This is a genomic window from Cellulosimicrobium sp. NPDC055967 (assembly GCF_042269845.1).
Lineage (GTDB): Bacteria > Actinomycetota > Actinomycetes > Actinomycetales > Cellulomonadaceae > Cellulosimicrobium.
In genome coordinates this window covers 88,447-105,215 of sequence record NZ_JBHJYJ010000014.1, presented here as the reverse complement: position 1 = coordinate 105,215, position 16,769 = coordinate 88,447, and the positions used below count along the sequence as shown (strand labels likewise).

Annotated in this window: 17 protein-coding genes; 13 read left to right on the top strand and 4 right to left on the bottom strand. The window is 75.0% G+C overall.

Annotation, left to right across the window (positions count from 1 at the left end; genetic code table 11):
• Positions 1-119 precede the first annotated feature (119 nt).
• Positions 120-848 (top strand): lytic polysaccharide monooxygenase, encoded by a 729-nt coding sequence (locus ACFC2L_RS16515; protein WP_375825410.1) that lies wholly within the window; start codon positions 120-122, stop codon positions 846-848.
• A gap of 192 nt (positions 849-1,040) precedes the next feature.
• Here ACFC2L_RS16515 and ACFC2L_RS16510 read toward each other — a convergent pair whose 3' ends face one another.
• Positions 1,041-1,421, bottom strand: a complete 381-nt coding sequence (locus ACFC2L_RS16510; protein WP_375825409.1) for an RNA-binding S4 domain-containing protein — start codon at positions 1,419-1,421, stop codon at positions 1,041-1,043.
• Positions 1,422-1,551: 130 nt separating this feature from the next.
• Here ACFC2L_RS16510 and ACFC2L_RS16505 point away from each other — a divergent pair, with 130 nt between their 5' ends.
• The gene (locus ACFC2L_RS16505; protein ID WP_375825407.1) at positions 1,552-1,821 is read left to right on the top strand and encodes a GlsB/YeaQ/YmgE family stress response membrane protein; all 270 of its coding nucleotides are present in this window, start codon (positions 1,552-1,554) and stop codon (positions 1,819-1,821) included.
• A 207-nt stretch (positions 1,822-2,028) separates the two neighbouring features.
• Positions 2,029-3,213 (top strand): GNAT family N-acetyltransferase, encoded by a 1,185-nt coding sequence (locus ACFC2L_RS16500; protein ID WP_375825406.1) that lies wholly within the window; start codon positions 2,029-2,031, stop codon positions 3,211-3,213.
• Positions 3,214-3,275: 62 nt separating this feature from the next.
• Here ACFC2L_RS16500 and ACFC2L_RS16495 read toward each other — a convergent pair whose 3' ends face one another.
• Positions 3,276-3,854, bottom strand: a complete 579-nt coding sequence (locus ACFC2L_RS16495) for a dienelactone hydrolase family protein (RefSeq protein WP_375825405.1) — start codon at positions 3,852-3,854, stop codon at positions 3,276-3,278.
• Between the two features lie 156 nt (positions 3,855-4,010).
• On the opposite strand from ACFC2L_RS16495, the gene ACFC2L_RS16490 reads away from it, so the two are divergent.
• The 8 genes from ACFC2L_RS16490 to ACFC2L_RS16455 all read left to right on the top strand — a co-directional run bounded on the left by ACFC2L_RS16490 (position 4,011) and on the right by ACFC2L_RS16455 (position 13,265).
• Positions 4,011-5,138: an N-acetyltransferase gene (locus ACFC2L_RS16490; RefSeq protein WP_375825404.1), complete on the top strand. Its 1,128-nt coding sequence runs from the start codon at positions 4,011-4,013 to the stop codon at positions 5,136-5,138.
• 102 nt (positions 5,139-5,240) lie between these two features.
• The gene (gene pgi, locus ACFC2L_RS16485; RefSeq protein ID WP_375825402.1) at positions 5,241-6,968 is read left to right on the top strand and encodes a glucose-6-phosphate isomerase; all 1,728 of its coding nucleotides are present in this window, start codon (positions 5,241-5,243) and stop codon (positions 6,966-6,968) included.
• A 269-nt stretch (positions 6,969-7,237) separates the two neighbouring features.
• On the top strand, positions 7,238-8,077 hold the full coding sequence (locus tag ACFC2L_RS16480) for an STAS domain-containing protein (RefSeq protein ID WP_375825401.1): 840 nt from the start codon (positions 7,238-7,240) through the stop codon (positions 8,075-8,077).
• On the top strand, positions 8,074-8,478 hold the full coding sequence (locus tag ACFC2L_RS16475; protein WP_047233648.1) for an STAS domain-containing protein: 405 nt from the start codon (positions 8,074-8,076) through the stop codon (positions 8,476-8,478). The genes ACFC2L_RS16480 and ACFC2L_RS16475 overlap by 4 nt, the downstream gene beginning before the upstream one ends.
• Positions 8,475-8,897, top strand: a complete 423-nt coding sequence (locus tag ACFC2L_RS16470; protein WP_047233649.1) for an ATP-binding protein — start codon at positions 8,475-8,477, stop codon at positions 8,895-8,897. Before ACFC2L_RS16475 ends, ACFC2L_RS16470 begins: the two co-directional genes overlap by 4 nt.
• The gene (locus ACFC2L_RS16465; RefSeq protein ID WP_375825400.1) at positions 8,894-9,934 is read left to right on the top strand and encodes an ATP-binding protein; all 1,041 of its coding nucleotides are present in this window, start codon (positions 8,894-8,896) and stop codon (positions 9,932-9,934) included. Before ACFC2L_RS16470 ends, ACFC2L_RS16465 begins: the two co-directional genes overlap by 4 nt.
• On the top strand, positions 9,931-11,658 hold the full coding sequence (locus ACFC2L_RS16460; protein ID WP_375825399.1) for an ATP-binding protein: 1,728 nt from the start codon (positions 9,931-9,933) through the stop codon (positions 11,656-11,658). The genes ACFC2L_RS16465 and ACFC2L_RS16460 overlap by 4 nt, the downstream gene beginning before the upstream one ends.
• Positions 11,655-13,265 carry a SpoIIE family protein phosphatase gene (locus ACFC2L_RS16455; RefSeq protein WP_375825398.1) on the top strand — a complete coding sequence of 537 codons (1,611 nt, stop codon included), beginning with the start codon at positions 11,655-11,657 and terminating at the stop codon, positions 13,263-13,265. Before ACFC2L_RS16460 ends, ACFC2L_RS16455 begins: the two co-directional genes overlap by 4 nt.
• Here ACFC2L_RS16455 and ACFC2L_RS16450 read toward each other — a convergent pair.
• Positions 13,223-13,843, bottom strand: coding sequence for a dihydrofolate reductase family protein (locus ACFC2L_RS16450; protein WP_375825397.1), 621 nt, complete (start codon positions 13,841-13,843; stop codon positions 13,223-13,225). The two genes, ACFC2L_RS16455 and ACFC2L_RS16450, sit on opposite strands and share 43 nt — an antisense overlap.
• 180 nt (positions 13,844-14,023) lie before the next feature.
• Positions 14,024-14,527, bottom strand: coding sequence for a DUF6069 family protein (locus ACFC2L_RS16445; protein ID WP_375825396.1), 504 nt, complete (start codon positions 14,525-14,527; stop codon positions 14,024-14,026).
• 226 nt (positions 14,528-14,753) lie between these two features.
• Between ACFC2L_RS16445 and ACFC2L_RS16440 the strand changes: the two genes are divergently transcribed.
• Both ACFC2L_RS16440 and ACFC2L_RS16435 read left to right on the top strand, forming a co-directional pair.
• Positions 14,754-16,013, top strand: a complete 1,260-nt coding sequence (locus ACFC2L_RS16440; protein ID WP_375825394.1) for a sensor histidine kinase — start codon at positions 14,754-14,756, stop codon at positions 16,011-16,013.
• On the top strand, positions 16,010-16,759 hold the full coding sequence (locus ACFC2L_RS16435) for a response regulator (protein WP_375825393.1): 750 nt from the start codon (positions 16,010-16,012) through the stop codon (positions 16,757-16,759). Before ACFC2L_RS16440 ends, ACFC2L_RS16435 begins: the two co-directional genes overlap by 4 nt.
• Positions 16,760-16,769: the final 10 nt, after the last annotated feature.

The window sequence follows — 16,769 nt, the reverse complement described above, 5'->3', positions numbered from 1 at the left end:
TTGCCCAATTGTCCGCACTCCGCACATTTCGTAGCGTCGAGAGTGCCCGATCCGAGAGCGGCCCGCGACGAAGCGCGCCGCAGGACCCATGCACCACCGGATGGAGAGCGAGACAACTCATGCGAAGACTGAGAGCGGTACTCCTGGCAGCCGTCGTCGGCGCGGTCGCGATCATCGCCCCCGTGGCCGTCGCACCCAGCGCGAGCGCGCACGGCTGGATCACGTCCCCGCCGAGCCGGCAGGACCACTGCGCGACGGGCACGACGTCCTTCGACTGCGGCGGCATCAAGTACGAGCCGCAGTCCGTCGAGGCGCCCAAGGGCTCGATGCAGTGTTCCGGCGGCAGCGGGTTCAGCATCCTCGACGACGCGAGCAAGCCGTGGCCGCGCACGCAGACCGGCACGTCGGTGACGTTCCAGTGGAAGCTCACCGCGGCGCACAACACGAGCACGTGGGAGTACTTCGTCGACGGCGTGCTCTTCAAGACGTTCAACCAGGGCGGCGCACAGCCCCCGAGCAACATCTCCCACACGCTGACCGGCCTGCCCGAGGGCAACCACACGATCCTCGCGCGCTGGAACGTGTCGAACACGGTGAACGCGTTCTACAACTGCGTCGACCTCAAGATCGGCGCCGGCGGCACGGACCCGGGCGACCCGGACCCCGAGCCCACGGACCCCGAGCCCGGCGAGTGCACCGCACCGGCGTGGGCCGCCGGGTCGGTCTACGTCGGCGGTGCGAACGTCTCGCACGAGGGCCGCAACTACCAGGCGAAGTGGTGGACGACGGGCGAGAACCCCGCCCAGAGCGGCCAGTGGGGCGTCTGGAAGGACCTCGGCGCCTGCTGACCTGACACCCCTCACCGAGCGCTGCACCCGCGGCCGGGAGACGCACCTCCGCGTGCATCTCCCGGCCGCTCGTGCGTCAGTCGCCTCGATCCTGGCCGACACGGGCTAGCAGCCGAACGCTGCACGTCCACGCGAGCGATGCACCCGGGAGTGCCTCGCTCGCGCTCTGGTGCAGCGCTCGGTGCGCCTGCGTCAGCCCCGCCCGCGGAGGCGGTCGAGGTCGCGGCGCTCGCGCTTCGTGGGGCGGCCGGCGCCGCGCTCGCGGACGGCGACGCGGACGGTGAGCTCCTTGGGCGGCGGGGGCGGGCTCTGGTCGATCACGGCCTGTGCGGCCAGGGGCGCGGAGACGCGCTTGACCAGCACCTTCTCCACGACGAGGATCCGCTCGGCCGGGCCGCCGCGGACGACGACCCGGTCGCCGACCTTGACGCTCGTCGCCGGCTTCGCGCGCTCGCCGTTGACCCGCACGTGGCCGGCCTTGACCGCCGCGGTCGCCTGCGAGCGGCTCTTGAACACCCGCACGGCCCAGAGCCAGCTGTCGACGCGCGCGCTCGTCGCCTCGGTCGTCGCCATCCCCCGAGCCTAACGACCGCGCCGACGGCGCCCGGCGTGCGAACCGCCTCACACCGTGCCACCGTGAAGTCAGGCATACGGGGCAGTTACGCCGTATGGCTGTTTCGTCCCCCAGAGAACGGAGACAGGGATGAGCTTCATCGGGTGGATCCTCATCGGCCTCATCATGGGCGCGATCGCACGTGCCGTCCTGCCGGGCAAGGCAGCAGGGGGCTGGATCGTCACGCTGATCGTCGGGGTGCTGGGAGCCCTCCTCGGCGGGTGGATCGGCGGCGCGCTGTTCGGCGCGGACGCGAACGACGAGTTCTTCTCGCTCACCACGTGGTTCTGGGCCTTCGTCGGGTCGCTGCTCGTGCTGCTCATCTGGGGCGCGATCGCGGGCCGCTCGGCGCGCAAGTAGACCGCGCGACGACGTCCGACGACCGCCGCGAGCGGCGGCGCACCCGGCCCGGGCTCCTGCGGGAGCCCGGGCCGTCGTCGTGCCGGCCGTCGTCACCCGAGACACCTCTCGACCCGCCGCCCGGGACGGCCGCTGCGGGACACGCCGCGCCCGGGTGCCGCCAAAAGGCGTGGACACCGTCCGTCGGCGCGGGACACGCTGGACGGCATGAGCAGCGCCGCCCGCACCGCCCTCACGGTGCCCCTCCCGCCGGGGTACGCGCTCGTCGAGGCCCCGCACCCCGCCTCGCTCGACGACGCCGACGCGTGGGCCTACCACGCCGTGGCGGACATCGGGCGCGAGCTCGAGCTGGAGGTCCACGGCTACGACGACCTCGCGCTGCGGCCGCGCGACGTGCTCTCCGGGATGGACCACCAGGAGTACGCGGCCAAGCGCCGCGTCGTGGTGGTGCGCTCCGCGGCCGCGAGCGCCCTGATCGCCGACGGCGTCCCGCCCGCGGTGCCCGACGTCGTGGCGTACCTGTTCGTCCTTCGTCCCACCACGAGCAACGAGCACCTGAGCGAGGCCTTCGTCGCCGTCCGTCCGGCCGAGCGGGGGCGCGGCATCGGGACGGCGCTGCTCGCGCTCGCCGAGCGCCTCGGCGCGGACGCCGGGCGCACCGTGCTCCTCTCGAACACCTCGCACGGCGAGGAGCCGCCGCCCGGCCCGGGCGCGCTGGCCGCCACCACCGGCGCCGGCCGCGTCCCCGCCGACGCTCCCGGTCCGCGCTTCCTGCGCGCCCACGGGTACGTCCTGGAGCAGGTCGAACGCCACTCGGTGCTCGACCTCCCGGTGCCCTCGGCGGACCTCGACGCGCACCGCGCCGCCGCACGGGAGCACGCCGGTCCGGACTACCGGGTGCACACCTGGACGGACGCGGTCCCCGACGCGTGGCTCGACCAGGTGGCCGTGCTGTTCACGCGCATGAGCACCGACCCACCGACGGGCGGCGTCGAGTACGGCGAGGACCCGTGGGACGCGCGGCGCGTGCGCACGTGGGTCGGCGAGCAGGCCGAGAAGCGGAACGGCTTCCTCGTGAGCGCCGCGGAGCACGTCCCGACCGGCACGCTCGCCGCGTTCACCGTCTTCCTCTACCCGCACGACCGGGACGACTTCGCATTCCAGGAGGACACCCTCGTGCTCCGGGAGCACCGCGGGCGCCGGCTCGGGATGCTCGTCAAGGTGGCCAACCTCGACGCGCTCGCGCGCGAGCGCCCCGCGACCCGACGCGTCCACACGTGGAACGCGCAGGAGAACGACCACATGCTCGCGATCAACGTCGCCCTCGGGTTCCGACCGGCGGGGGTGTGGGCCGCGTGGCAGCGCAGGACGACGTCGGAGGACGGCAACTGATCGTGCCCCGGGAAGGACGGGTGCGCCCCCCTGACCCCGGAGGCTGCCGCGCCGTCGGCCGGTCAGCGGATGCCGTCGAGGAAGCGGATCATCCGCTCGGTGACGAGCGCGGCGGCCTCCGGCTCGTACGAGGGCAGGCTCGGGTCGGTGAACAGGTGCCGGTCGCCGGGATAGACGAACAGCTCGGCGTCGGGCGTGGAGCCCACGAGCTCGCGCGCGGCGTCGATGTCGCCCTCGCCCGCGAACGACGGGTCGCCGTCCATGCCGTGCACCTGCACGGGCACGGCGTCGGGCCACGCCTCGCCGAACTCCGACACCGGTACGCACGCCTCCAGCAGCAGCGCGCCCTTCGCGCCCGCGCGCGTCTGCGCGAGCATCTGCGCGGGCAGCACGCCGAGCGAGATCCCGGCGTACACGACCGCGGGGTCGTACCCGTCCGCCACCGCCCGCCCGCGCTCCAGGACCGTGCCGAACCCGAGCTCCTGCACGTGCGCCATGCCCTCGTCGAGGGTCGCGTACGTGCGCCCCTCGAACAGGTCGGGCGTGTGCACGACGTTCCCCGCCCCGCGCAGCGTCTCGGCGATCGTCCGTACGCCCTCGGTCAGCCCCTGCACGTGGTGGAACAGCACGACCTCGGCCATGGTCCCCTCCTCCGGTCGTCGTCGTTGCCCGGCGGCGTCGTCGCCGTCCGGTGCGCACCGCGGCGCACGCACCCATCGTGGCGCCCGCCACCCACGCTCGCCGCGCGCGACGGAAAAGTGCTGGTCAGGACCGGGGCGCGCCGAGAGACTCCCCCCGTGAACACCGAGAGCTGGCGCGTCGTCCGCGCCCCCGGGCCGCCCGCCGACCTCGACAGCCCCGACGCATGGGCGCTGCACGCCTTCAGCGACGTCGAGCGCGAGCGCGAGGCCGCCGTGTGGGGCTGGACCGACCAGTGGGCGCCGCCGTGGGTCTGGCACGGCGTCGTGCGACACCAGGAGTACGACCGCAAGCAGATGCTCCTCGTGGTCCCCGCCTCGCACCCCGAGGACGTCGCGCCGGAGCCCGCGGACGTCGTCGGGGTCGCGCTCGTCGTCGTCGGCCGCGAGGCCAACACGCACCTGCTGTGGGCCGGGCCGCTGGCGGTACGCCCCGCGCACGCGCACGACGGCGTCCACGACGTGCTGCTCACGGCGGTCGAGGAGGAGGCTGCGGCGCTCGGGTGCACGACCGTCGTCTACACGGCGCCGCACGCCCCGGAGCCGCCCGCGGGGCCTGCGGCGCTCGAGCCCCGCACCGGCGAGGGCCGCGTGCCCGTCGACTCGCCCGAGGCGGTCGTCTCGCGCGAGCGCGGCTACGCGCTCGAGCAGGTCTCGCGCCACTCCACGCTGCACCTGCCGGTCCCGTCGGCGGTGCTCGACCGGCTCGGCGACGACGCCACCGCCGTGGCCGGCGACGCCTACCGGACCCTCACGTGGCGCGACGAGATCCCGGAGGACCGTCTCGACGACCTCGCGCGGCTGTGGACCCGGATGAGCACGGACACGCCGCTCGGCGAGCTCGACTACGACGAGGAGACGTGGGACGCCGATCGCGTGCGCAGCCACCTCGCGGACCTCGCGGGCCGACAGCAGCACGTGCTGCTCACGGTGGCCGAGCACGTCGCGTCGGGCGAGCTCGTCGCGTTCACGGTGCTCCAGGTCCCCTTCCCCGAGGTCCCGTTCGGGTTCCAGGAGGACACGCTCGTGCTGCGCGAGCACCGCGGGCACCGCCTCGGCACGCTCGTCAAGGTCGCGAACCTCCACGCGCTCGCCGCGTGGCGGCCGGGCGTGGAGCGGATCCACACGTGGAACGCGCAGGAGAACGCCCACATGCTCGCGATCAACGTCGCCCTCGGCTTCGTCGCGGACGGCGTCGCGGCGGTCTGGCAGAAGCGTCTCGCGTGAGCGTCCAGGGACCGACGGCGGCCGTTCGTGAGGCCACCGGACCATGGACCGCGGGACGGTCGGGGTGGGCGAGGGCCGACGTCGGTCAGTAGTTTGGTGGTCATGACCTCGCAGCCCGTGCCGCCGCCGATCGACCCCACCACCACGCCGTCCTGGACCGCGCTCACCGTGCACCGCGACACCGTGGAGCCGGACCTGCGCACCTGGTTCGCGGCCGACCCGGACCGCGCCCGCCGCCTCACGCACCAGGCGGCCGACCTCACGGTCGACCTGTCGAAGAACCTCGTCACCGACGAGACGCTCGAGCTGCTGGTGCGCCTCGCCGAGGAGGTCCGCCTCGACGACCGCCTCGAGGCGATGTTCACGGGCGAGCACATCAACGTCACGGAGGACCGTGCCGTGCTGCACACGGCCCTGCGCCGCCCGACCCCGCTGGGCGACGACGAGCACCTCGTGGTCGACGGGCAGGACGTCGACGCGGACGTGCACGGCGAGCTCGCCAAGGTCTACGCGTTCGCGGACAAGGTCCGCTCGGGCGAGTGGACGGGCGTCACGGGCGAGCGCGTGCGCACGGTCGTCAACATCGGCATCGGCGGCTCCGACCTCGGGCCGGTCATGGCGTACGAGGCGCTGCTGCCGTACAAGCACCAGGACATCGAGGTCCGGTTCGTCTCGAACATCGACCCGACGGACGTCGCCGAGAAGACGGCAGGTCTCGACCCGCGCACGACGCTGTTCATCGTCGCGTCCAAGACGTTCGGCACGCTCGAGACGCTGACGAACGCGCGCCTCGCGCGCGACTGGCTGTGGACGGAGCTCGCGGCGGTGGGGGCGATCGAGGACACGGACGAGTCCCGGCAGGCCGCCGTCGCGCAGCACTTCGTGGCGGTCTCGACCGCGCTCGACAAGGTCGCGGCGTTCGGCATCGACCCCGCGAACGCGTTCGGGTTCTGGGACTGGGTCGGCGGGCGCTACTCCGTGGACTCGGCGATCGGCACGTCGCTCGCGATCGCGATCGGGCCGGACCGGTTCGCCGAGCTGCTCGCGGGCTTCCACGCGATCGACGAGCACGTGCGCCGCACACCGTTCGAGCGCAACGTGCCGGTCCTCATGGGCCTGCTCAACGTCTGGTACGTGAACTTCCTCGACGCGCACACGCACGCCGTGCTCCCGTACGCGCAGTACCTGCACCGCTTCCCGGCCTACCTCCAGCAGCTCACGATGGAGTCCAACGGCAAGCGCGTGCGCTGGGACGGCTCCCCCGTGACGACGGAGACCGGCGAGATCTTCTGGGGCGAGCCCGGCACCAACGGCCAGCACGCGTTCTACCAGCTCATCCACCAGGGCACGCGCCTCATCCCGGCGGACTTCATCGCCGTCGCGAACCCGGCGCACCCGCTGACGGACGACGTCGGCGACGGCGGCGCCGTCCAGCCCGGCGCCGACGTGCACGGGCTGTTCCTCGCGAACTTCTTCGCCCAGACCAAGGCGCTCGCGTTCGGCAAGACCGCCGACGAGGTCCGTGCCGAGGGGACGGCCGAGGCGCTCGTGTCCGCGCGGACGTTCCCGGGCAACCGCCCGACGACGTCGATCCTCGCGCCCGCCCTCACGCCGTCGGTCCTCGGCCAGCTCATCGCGCTCTACGAGCACATCACGTTCGTGCAGGGCGTCGTGTGGGGCATCGACAGCTTCGACCAGTGGGGCGTCGAGCTCGGCAAGAAGCTCGCGCTCGAGATCGCGCCGGCCGTCGCGGGCGACGAGGACGCCCTCGCCGCCCAGGACCCGTCGACGGCGGCCCTCATCGACCGCTACCTCGACCTGCGCAACTGACCCACCCTTCCGCGCCGAGAACGACCTTGGTGTCGTTATCCGTCGGATAACGACACCAAGGTCGTTCTCGCGGGCGCGCAGGGTCGTTCTCGGGCGTAGGTCGCGCCCTCCACCTCATGCCCTGGTCGTGTCGCGACCTCTCGGCACCTTGCACCTCGGCCCTCGTTCTCCTTCCCCGGTGCCGGGCTGCGTGCGCACGAGCCGCACGTACACTTGCGGCGCGACAGCCGCGAGCCCGTTCGGCGTCGTTCAACCCCGGAAGGACACCGATGGCCGACGCCGCCACACCCGAGACCCTTGCCCACCTCCTGACGGAGCACGCCGACGACGTGCGCAGCGCCTGGCTCGAGGCCGCCGCGCACGAGCTGCACGGCCGCACGTCGCGCGGCGAGCTCGAGCGGGAGCAGGGCGAGATCCTCGACGCGCTCCTCGACGGGCTGCGCTCGGGCGGCTTCGGCCTGTCCGACGCCGCGTTCGACCAGCTCCGCGGCATCCTCGCCGACGTCTCCTCCGCGCGCGCCCGCCTCGGGTTCACCCCGCGCGAGACGGCGATCGGCGTGTTCGCCCTCAAGGAGGGCCTGTACCGGCTCGCCGCGGCGACGGACGCCGACACCGACGTCACCCCGCTCCTGCGCCTGGTCGACCAGCTCGGTCTCTTCACGTTCGAGACGTTCGCCGCGGCGCGCGAGGCGATCATCGCCGAGCAGGCCGAGCAGCTCCTCGAGCTCTCCACCCCTGTGGTGAAGCTCTGGGAGGGCATCGTCGCGGTGCCGCTGGTCGGCACGCTCGACTCGGCGCGCACCCAGGTCGTCATGGAGAAGCTGCTCAACACGCTCGTCGACACGGGCAGCGAGCACGCGATCATCGACATCACCGGTGTCCCCGCGGTCGACACCCAGGTCGCGCAGCACCTGCTCAAGACGGTGGTCGCGGCGCGCCTCATGGGCGCCGAGTGCACGATCAGCGGCATCCGCCCGCAGATCGCTCAGACGATCGTCGCGCTCGGCATCGAGTTCGGCGACATCCGCACGCGCGCGAGCCTCGCGGACGCGCTCGTGGACGCGCTGCGCGCGGGCCGCGACACCCGGCGGACCGGGCTCCCGGCATGACCGACGCCGTCCCCATCCTCAAGATCGGCTCCACGCTCCTCGTCTCGATCCAGGTCGATCTCCAGGACGACACCGCCCTGCGACTCCAGGAGGACCTCGCCCAGCGGATCACGGACACCGGAGCGCGGGGCGTGATCATCGACATCTCCGGGCTGGAGATCGTCGACTCCTTCATCGGGCGCATGCTCGCGTCCGTCGCGGGCATCTCCCACGTGCTCGACGCGACGACCGTCGTCGTCGGGATGCGCCCCGCCGTCGCGATCACCATGGTCGAGCTCGGGCTGTCGCTCGGCGACGTCCGCACGGCTCTCGACGTCGAGCGCGGCCTCGCGCTCCTCGCGCCCGAGGAGCGGTCCGCCGAGGACGTGCTCCTCGCCGCCGCCGAGCGCGAGGAGAGATGACGACGACGACCCCGCCGGCCGCGACGGCCGAGCGCGTGCCCGTGCGCACCGACTCCGACGTCGTCCGGGTCCGCCAGCTCGTCCGCACGCTCGCGCAGCAGGCGCGCCTGTCGCTCGTCGACCAGACCAAGCTCGTCACCGCGGCCAGCGAGCTCGCGCGCAACACGCTCGTCTACGGCGGGGGCGGCGAGGCCGAGGTCCAGCTCGTCACCGAGGGTGCGCGGACCGGCGTGCGCGCCGTCTTCTCGGACGAAGGCCCGGGCATCCCGGACCTCGACCTCGCGCTCACGGACGGCTGGACCAGCGGGAGCGGGCTCGGCCTGGGTCTGTCGGGCTCGCGCCGGCTCGTCCAGCACTTCGCGATCGACACGGCACCGGGCGCGGGCACCCGCGTCGAGATCGCCACCTGGTCCCGATGATCCCGGCCCCCGACCGTCCCGACGAGCGCCGCAGCGTCGTCGAGGACGGCACCTGGTACACCGTCGACCACCCGTCGGCGGTCGGGAGCGTGCGCCGCGGCGCGAGCACCGTGGCCCGGAGCCTCGGCCTCGACGACGACCGCGCGGCCGAGATCGGGCTCGTGGTCTCGGAGCTCGCGACCAACCAGTGCCGCCACGCCGGGTCCGGCTCGATGCTGGTCCGCGTGCGACGCACCGGCGACGACACCGCGCTCGAGGTGCTCGCGGTCGACTCCGGCCCGGGCATGCGGGACATCGGCGCCGCCATGCGCGACGGCGTCTCGAGCCGCGGCACGCTCGGCATCGGCCTGGGCACGCTGCCGCGGCTCGCGTCGTCGTGGGACGCGTGGACGTCACCGGGCCGCGGGACGGTCATCGCGGCGACGTTCGCCGCGCACGGGGCGGTGGTGGGGCTCGCCGAGCCCACGGGCGTCACGCGGCCGATGACGGGCCAGTCGGTGTGCGGGGACGCGCTCGCGGTGCGCCACGACGACGGCGTCCCCAGCCTCCTCGTCGCCGACGGCCTGGGGCACGGCCCGCTCGCCGCCGCGGCGTCGGGCGCCGCCGTGCGGGCGTTCCTCGACGCGCCGGCCGGGTCGGCCGTCGCCCTCCTCGAGCGCGTGCACGCGGCGCTCGGCGGCACGCGCGGCGCCGCCGTCGCCGTCGCCCAGGCAGCCGGGGGCGGTGTGCTGCGGTACGCGGGCCTGGGCAACATCGTCGGGGCCGTCCACGGCGACCGGGCGCGCGGGCTCGTGAGCTATCCCGGCATCGCCGGCACCCGAGGACGCCCGCTGCGCGAGACCACCTACCCGGTCGAGGCCGGGGACGTCGTCGTGCTGCACAGCGACGGGCTGACCGCCCGGTGGTCGCTCGCCGACTACCCGGGGCTCGCGACCCGCTCGCCGCTCGTCGTCGCGGGCGTCGTCCTGCGCGACCACGCGGTGCGCCGGGACGACTCGTGCGTGGCGGTGCTCCCGATCGGCCGGGAGGCGGCATGAGCACGACGCTGCTCGTCACCCAGCTCCGCTCCGACTCCGACGTCATCGCGCTGCGCCGGGCGGGTCGGGAGATCTGCCGGCAGCTCGGCCTGGACACCCAGGACCAGGTGCGCGTCGCGACCGCGCTGTCGGAGATCGGCCGGTCCGCCGTCGCCTCCGGCACCGCGGACGTGGTCGTCGGGGTCCTGCCTGGTCTTCCCCAGGCGACGCTGCGCGCCGAGATCGTGGCCGGCACGCCGTTCCTCGTCGAGGGCGACTCGAGCGACGGCGGCATCCCCGCGGCGCGCCGGCTCGTCCGTGGCCTCGAGGTCGACCCGACCGGGACGCGCGTCCTGCTCACCAAGTCGCTCCCCGCGACCGCGCGGACCGACGAGGCGACGCTCGCGGCCGTGCGGCGGTCCACCGCGGCCGCGCACGTGGCCGACGCGGTCGACGAGCTGCGTGTCCAGAATGCGGAGCTGGTCCGCACCCTCGACGAGCTCACCCGCCAGCAGGAGGAGCAGCGGCGCCTCAACGTGGAGCTGGAGGAGACGAACCGGGGCGTCCTCGCGATGTACGACCAGCTCTCCTCGGAGCTCGAGGAGACGAACACCGGCGTCGTCGCGCTCTACGCCGAGCTCGACGAGCGCGGTCGCGAGCTCGCCGCCGCGAACGAGGCGAAGACGCGCTTCCTGCGCAACGTGAGCCACGAGCTCCGCTCGCCCGTGAACTCGATCCTCGGGCTGACCTCGCTGCTCGTCGACTCCCACCTCGACGGCGAGCAGACCCAGCAGGTGGGGTTCCTCCGGGAGAGCGCCGCGACGCTCCTCACCCTCGTCGACGAGCTGCTCGACCTCGCGCGCGCCGAGGCCGGGCACGAGGACGTCGCGCCCGGGGCGGTGGACGTGGCGGAGCTGCTCGACGATCTGCGCGGGACGACCCTCCCCGTGGTGCGCCCCGGCGTCGCGCTGCGGACGGTCGTGGAACCCGGGCTCGCGCTCGTCACCGACCGCCGGCTCCTGTCCCGCGTGCTGCGCAACCTGCTCACGAACGCGGTGAAGTTCACGGACCACGGCGAGGTCGTGCTCCGTGCGGAGGCCGACGGGGAGGTCGTGCGGTTCGACGTCCACGACACCGGCCTCGGCATCCCGGCGGACCAGCTCGACGCCGTGTTCGAGGAGTTCGTCCAGGTCCCCAACCGCCTCCAGCCGACCGTGCGGGGCACGGGCCTCGGGCTGCCCTACGCGCGCCGGACCTCCGAGGCCCTCGGGGGGACGCTCGTGGCGACGTCGCGCCCCGGGGAGGGGAGCGTGTTCACGCTGCGGCTCCCGTCGCTGTCCGTCGACGAGGCGGTCGCGCCGGACCCGCGACCCGAGGCCGCCGAGGCGGACCACGACCTCGGGCACGTGCTCGTCGTCGACGACGACCGGGCCTACGCCTCGGTCGTCTCCTCGATGCTCCGCGACGACGCGGCGCGGGTCAGCGTCGCGCACGACGCGTCCCACGCTCTGGCCCTCCTGCACGACGGCGCGGCCGACGTCGCGCTCCTCGACGTGTGCCTCCCGGGGACGGACGGGGTGACACTCCGGTCGACGATCCAGAGCCTCTACCCCGCGACGGCGACGGTGCTCATGTCGAGCGCGCCCGCCCCCGCGGGGATCGGCGACGCACCGTTCCTCGCGAAGTCGGGCATCGACCGCGACCGCCTCGTCACGACCCTGCGCCGGGAGGTGAGCGCCCGATGAGCGCCGAACGCACCGTGCTCGTGGTCGACGACACGCCCGCGCACCGCTACGTCATGACGAGCTGGCTCCGCCGCGCCGGGTTCGACGTCGTCGAGGCCGGGACCGGGGGCGAGGCGCTGGCCCGGGCGTCGGCGCACGTCGACGCGGTCGTCCTCGACGTCAACCTCCCGGACATCCCGGGCCGGGAGGTGTGCAGCCGGCTCAAGGCCGACCCGGCGACGGCCCACGTGCCCGTCCTGCACGTGTCCGCGACCGACGTCGACGCCGCGGCGCGCACCGCCGGTCTCGAGGGCGGGGCGGACGCCTACCTGCCGGAGCCGCTCGACCGCGACGAGTTCCTGGCGACCATCAGCGCCCTGTGCCGGCGCGTCGACGCCCAGCGGGGCGCTGGCCGGACGGCCCGGCGGCTCGAGGCCCTCACGGACGCGCTCGTCCCGCTCCACGAGGCCCGGTCGCCGGAGGCCGTCGCCGACCACGCGGCACGCGGTGCGTGCACCGTCCTCGGCCGTGCGGTCGTCTCGATGGTCGTCGCCGAGGCCGGCGTGGTGCTGCGCTCGGTGTGCTCCGCGGAGGATGCCGCGCTCGTGCGCGGCCGCGGCCCGACGGCGGTCCTGCCGCCGACGGGCGCGACGTCCGCGGTGTTCGGCCCCGACGACGTGCCCGCGCCGTGGCGCCCGCTCCTCGCCGAGGCCGGGGTCGGCCCGTCGGCGTGGTTCACCTTCTGGCTCGTCGACGCCGCGGGCGCGCTCGTCGGCGGGCTCGGCATCGAGGTCGGCGACGAGCCTCTGTCCGACGAGGAGCGCGAGGCCGCCGGTCGCTTCGCCGAGGCGGCGACGGTCGCGCTCGCGAACCTGCGGACGTTCACCGAGGAGCACCGCATCGCCCTCGCGCTCCAGAGCGCGTTCCTGCCGGCGAGCCTCCGCGTGCGGGGCGGGGTGGAGGTGGCGGCACGGTACGAGGCGTCGGACGCGCGCCTCGACGTCGGCGGCGACTTCTACGACGCGTTCGACCTCCCGGACGGGCGCGTCACCGTCGTCATCGGCGACGTGCAGGGCCACTCCCTGCGGGCCGCGACCGTGATGGCGGAGGTGCGCATGACGCTCCGCGCGTACCTGCGCGAGGGGCACGAGGCCGCCACGGCGCTCGACCTGCTCAACGCGGCGCTGCGCGACGACCACCCCGAGTTCGCCACGGTGTGCGTGTGCGTGCTCGACCCGGCCTCCGGTGCGCTGGAGCTCACCGACGCCGGGCATCTGCCCGCGTTCTTCGTCCGGGCCGACGGCACCGTCGACCGGGCGAAGTCCGGCTCGCGGCTCCTGGGAGTGGCCAGCCCGGACGACCGCCCGGCCCACCACGACGTCCTGCGGCCGGGCGACCTCCTGGTGCTCGTGACCGACGGGCTCGTCGAGCGGCGCGGCGGGTCGCTCGTCGACGCCCTCGACCGGTTGGCGCGGGTCGCCTCCGAGAACGCGGGCGTCGGCCCCGCCGTCCTGTGCGACCGCCTCGTCGCCGCGTTCGACGACCCCGGCCGCGAGGACGACGTCGCCGTGGTGGCGGTCGCGCGTCAGGCGTCGCCGGACGGCACCTTGTCCGCGACGTCGTCGTAGGTGACCTCCGCCGGGGGCTCGGCGGGCGCGTAGACCAGGCGCACGACGCCCGTCGGGAACGTCTCGGACCGCAGGAGCGTGAGCGGGTAGTACGGCTCGCCCTCGTCGAAGAGCCGCTCGCCCGTGCGGGCCGCGACGGGATGGACGAGGAGCCGCAGCTCGTCGAGCAGACCGGCGGCAAGGAGCTGGCGCACCACCGAGATCGACCCGGCGACGAGCACCTTGCCCAGGCCCGGCTCCTCCTTGAGCGCGCGCACGGCCTCGACGAGGTCGCCGTCGAGCCGCTCGACGTGCCGCCACCCGAGGTCCTGGTCCCCGCGCGTCGCGACGACCTTGCGCATGTCGCCGAGCCGCGCCGCGAACGACGCGTCCTCGCCCCCGGCGGTCTCCCGCTCGGGCCACGCGCCCGCGAAGCTGTCGTAGGTGACCCGCCCGAGGAGCAGCGCGTCGACGTCCTGGTAGTCCTCGTCGACGGCGGCCGCCATGTTGTCGTCGAAGTACGGGAAGTGCCACGCCGGGTCGATCTCGGCGACGCCGTCGAGCGAGAGGAACAGCGTGGACACGAGCGTCGCGGTCATGGGTGGCCTTCCGGTCGAGGACGAGACGACGGGGCAGACCGGGGCACCCGCACGAACTCATCGTCCCGCCGAGCACGACCTCGCGCGCGGTCGAGCACGACGTTGCTGGCGTTATCCGGCGGATGACGACAGCAACGTCGTGCTCGGCTGATCCCGGGCGCCGGGGGCCGGGGGGTGGGGTCAGCGGCGCAGGGCCAGCGCCAGCGTCAGGCCGACCGCCAGGTGCTCGACGGCGAGGAGCGCCGTCGCATCAGGCGTCACCGCTCCGAGAGGGCCCAGGAGCGACACGAGCAGCACGACGGCGCACGTCACGAGCCAGGCGAGCTCGCCCCGGCGGGGCCGACGGGCGGACAACCTGCCGAGCAGGGCGCGCGCGCCCCACGCGGCGTACCCGACGACGAGCGCCGTGACGGCCGCCGCCACCACGCCGACGGTCTGGGTGCCCGTCGCGGTGCGCACCTCCGGGTCGACGCCGAGCGCCGTCCCGACGAGCAGCACCGCCGCGGCGACGACCGCGGCGACGAGCGGGACGGACCAGCGCGGGAGACGACGTCCGGCACCGACCCGACCGGGCACGCGCGTCCCGGCCGCGGGCAGCGGGTCGCTCGTCGGGGCGGGACCGGCGCCGCGCGTCGCCGTGGTCGCGGGGCGCGGGCCGTTCGGCGTCCTCGGCGTGCTGGTCATGACGTACCTCCTTCGTCACGTGGCGAGGTGCCACGGGCTGACGCGGCCTGGGCCGCGGCCGGCGGGATGCCGACGTCGTCCACCCTCGCGGGGGCGCGGCACCCACCGCACCGGCCGGACGGAGGCGACCGCCCCGACCCCCGACGGGTCCCGACCCTCCCGCCGGACCTCCACCCCCGACCTTGGTCGGTGGTCGCCCGCGACGCCGCCCCCTAGCGTCCGGAGCATGACCACACCGACCGACTGCCCCCCGCTCGCCCGACGCCCCGTCCTCGCGACGGCCGCCGCCCGCCGCGACGGGAACCGCCCGCTCGTCCCCTGGTGGACGTTCGCCGTCGCGTGGCTCGCCGTCGCCGCGCTCACCGTGCTCGCGACCGCCGGGATCGTCGGTCAGGACGCGCCCGGCGCGGGCACCTGGCTCGACGTCCTCGTCGCGGTACTCGCCCTCGCGGCGCTGCCGCTCCTGTGGTCGCGGGCTCCGCGCAACGCCCCCGTGCTCGGCGCCCTGATCCTCGCGTCGCTCGCCGCGTACTCGGGTGCGGCGACCCCCGCCTCGACGGTCGCGACCCTGCAGGTCGCGCGCTGGTACCCGGCGCGCACAGCGGTCCCGGTCGCCGTCGCCGGGTTCCTGGGCCACGCCGTGCAGGCGCTGTGGCGGCCGCAGGCCCTGCCGCTCGGCTGGTGGCTCCTGTGCGACCTCGCCGTGCACGCCGCCCTGCTCGGCTGGGGCATGTACTGGCAGGCGCGGGCCCAGCTCATGTGGTCGCTGCGCGACCGCGCCCGGCGCGCCGAGCGCGAGCAGGAGCGCCGCGTCGCCGAGGCCCGGGTCATGGAGCGCACGCGGATCGCCCGCGAGATGCACGACACCCTCGCCCACCGGCTCTCGCTCCTCGCCGCGACCGCGGGGGCGCTCGAGTACCGCCCCGACGCCGACCCGGCGCAGCTCGCCCGCGCCGCGGGCCTCGTCCGGGCCGGGGTGAGCTCCGCGCTCGGCGACCTGCGCGACGTCGTGCGGGTGCTGCGCGCCGACCCCGACGACGTCGACGGGGGCGCCCCCGCACCCCAGCCCACGCTCGACGACGTCGACCGCCTCGTCGCCGAGGCGCGCGAGGCGGGCGGCGACGTCACGCACGAGCGGTCGGGGTCGGCGGACGTGCCGCGGGCCGTCGAGGTCGCGGCCTACCGCGTCGCGCAGGAGGGGCTGACGAACGCCCGCCGGCACGCGCCGGGCAGCCCCGTCGCCCTGCGGGTCGCGGCCCGGGCGGGCGAGGTGCGCGTGACGGTGTCCGACGGCGGCCCGCGCCTCGTCGCGGTCGGAGGTCCCGTCGAGGGCGCCGCGGGCGGGGCCGCCGGTACGTCCGGCGACGGGACCGGCACCGGGCTCGTCGGGCTGCGCGAGCGCGTGGACCTGCTCGGCGGGACCCTCGACGCCGGGGCGCGGGACGACGGGTTCGTCCTCGACGTCCGGCTACCGTGGGACGCGTGAACGAGCAGGGTGGGCACGGGTCCGACGCCCGCGCGGGCGAGCCCCGGGGCGACGGGCCGGATCGCGGGCACGACGGCGGGAGCGGCCCGGGGGGCGCGGCACGGACCCGGCTCGTGATCGTCGACGACGACGCGCTCGTCCGTGCCGGGCTGCGTCTCATGCTCGACGGCGCGCACGGGATCGAGGTCGTCGGCGAGGCCGCGGACGGGGCTGACGTCACGGCGGTGCTCGACGCCCACCCGACCGACGTCGTGCTCATGGACCTGCGGATGCCCCGGGTCGACGGGATCGAGGCGACGCGGCGGGTGCGGGCGCGGGCGGGCGCACCCGCCGTCGTCGTGCTCACGACGTTCGACAGCGACGAGGAGGTCGTCGGGGCCCTGCACGCCGGGGCGTCGGGCTACCTGCTCAAGGACATGCCGCCCGAGCGGATCGTGGCGGCGGTCCGCGCGGCGGCCGCGGGCGAGCCGGTGCTGTCACCGGAGATCGCGCGGCGGCTCATGACGTCGGTCGCGGACGCGGGCGGCGAGCGCGACCGCGCCCGGGCGGCGCTCGACGCCCTCACCGGCCGGGAGCGGGACGTCGCCGTCGAGCTGGGCCGCGGCGCGGCGAACGCCGAGATCGCGGCGACCCTGTTCCTCAGCGTCCCGACGGTGAAGGCGCACGTGTCGAACGTGCTGCTCAAGCTCGGCCTGGAGAACCGGACGCAGGTCGCGCTCCTCGTCCACGCCGCCGACCTGACCTGACGGCAGACCT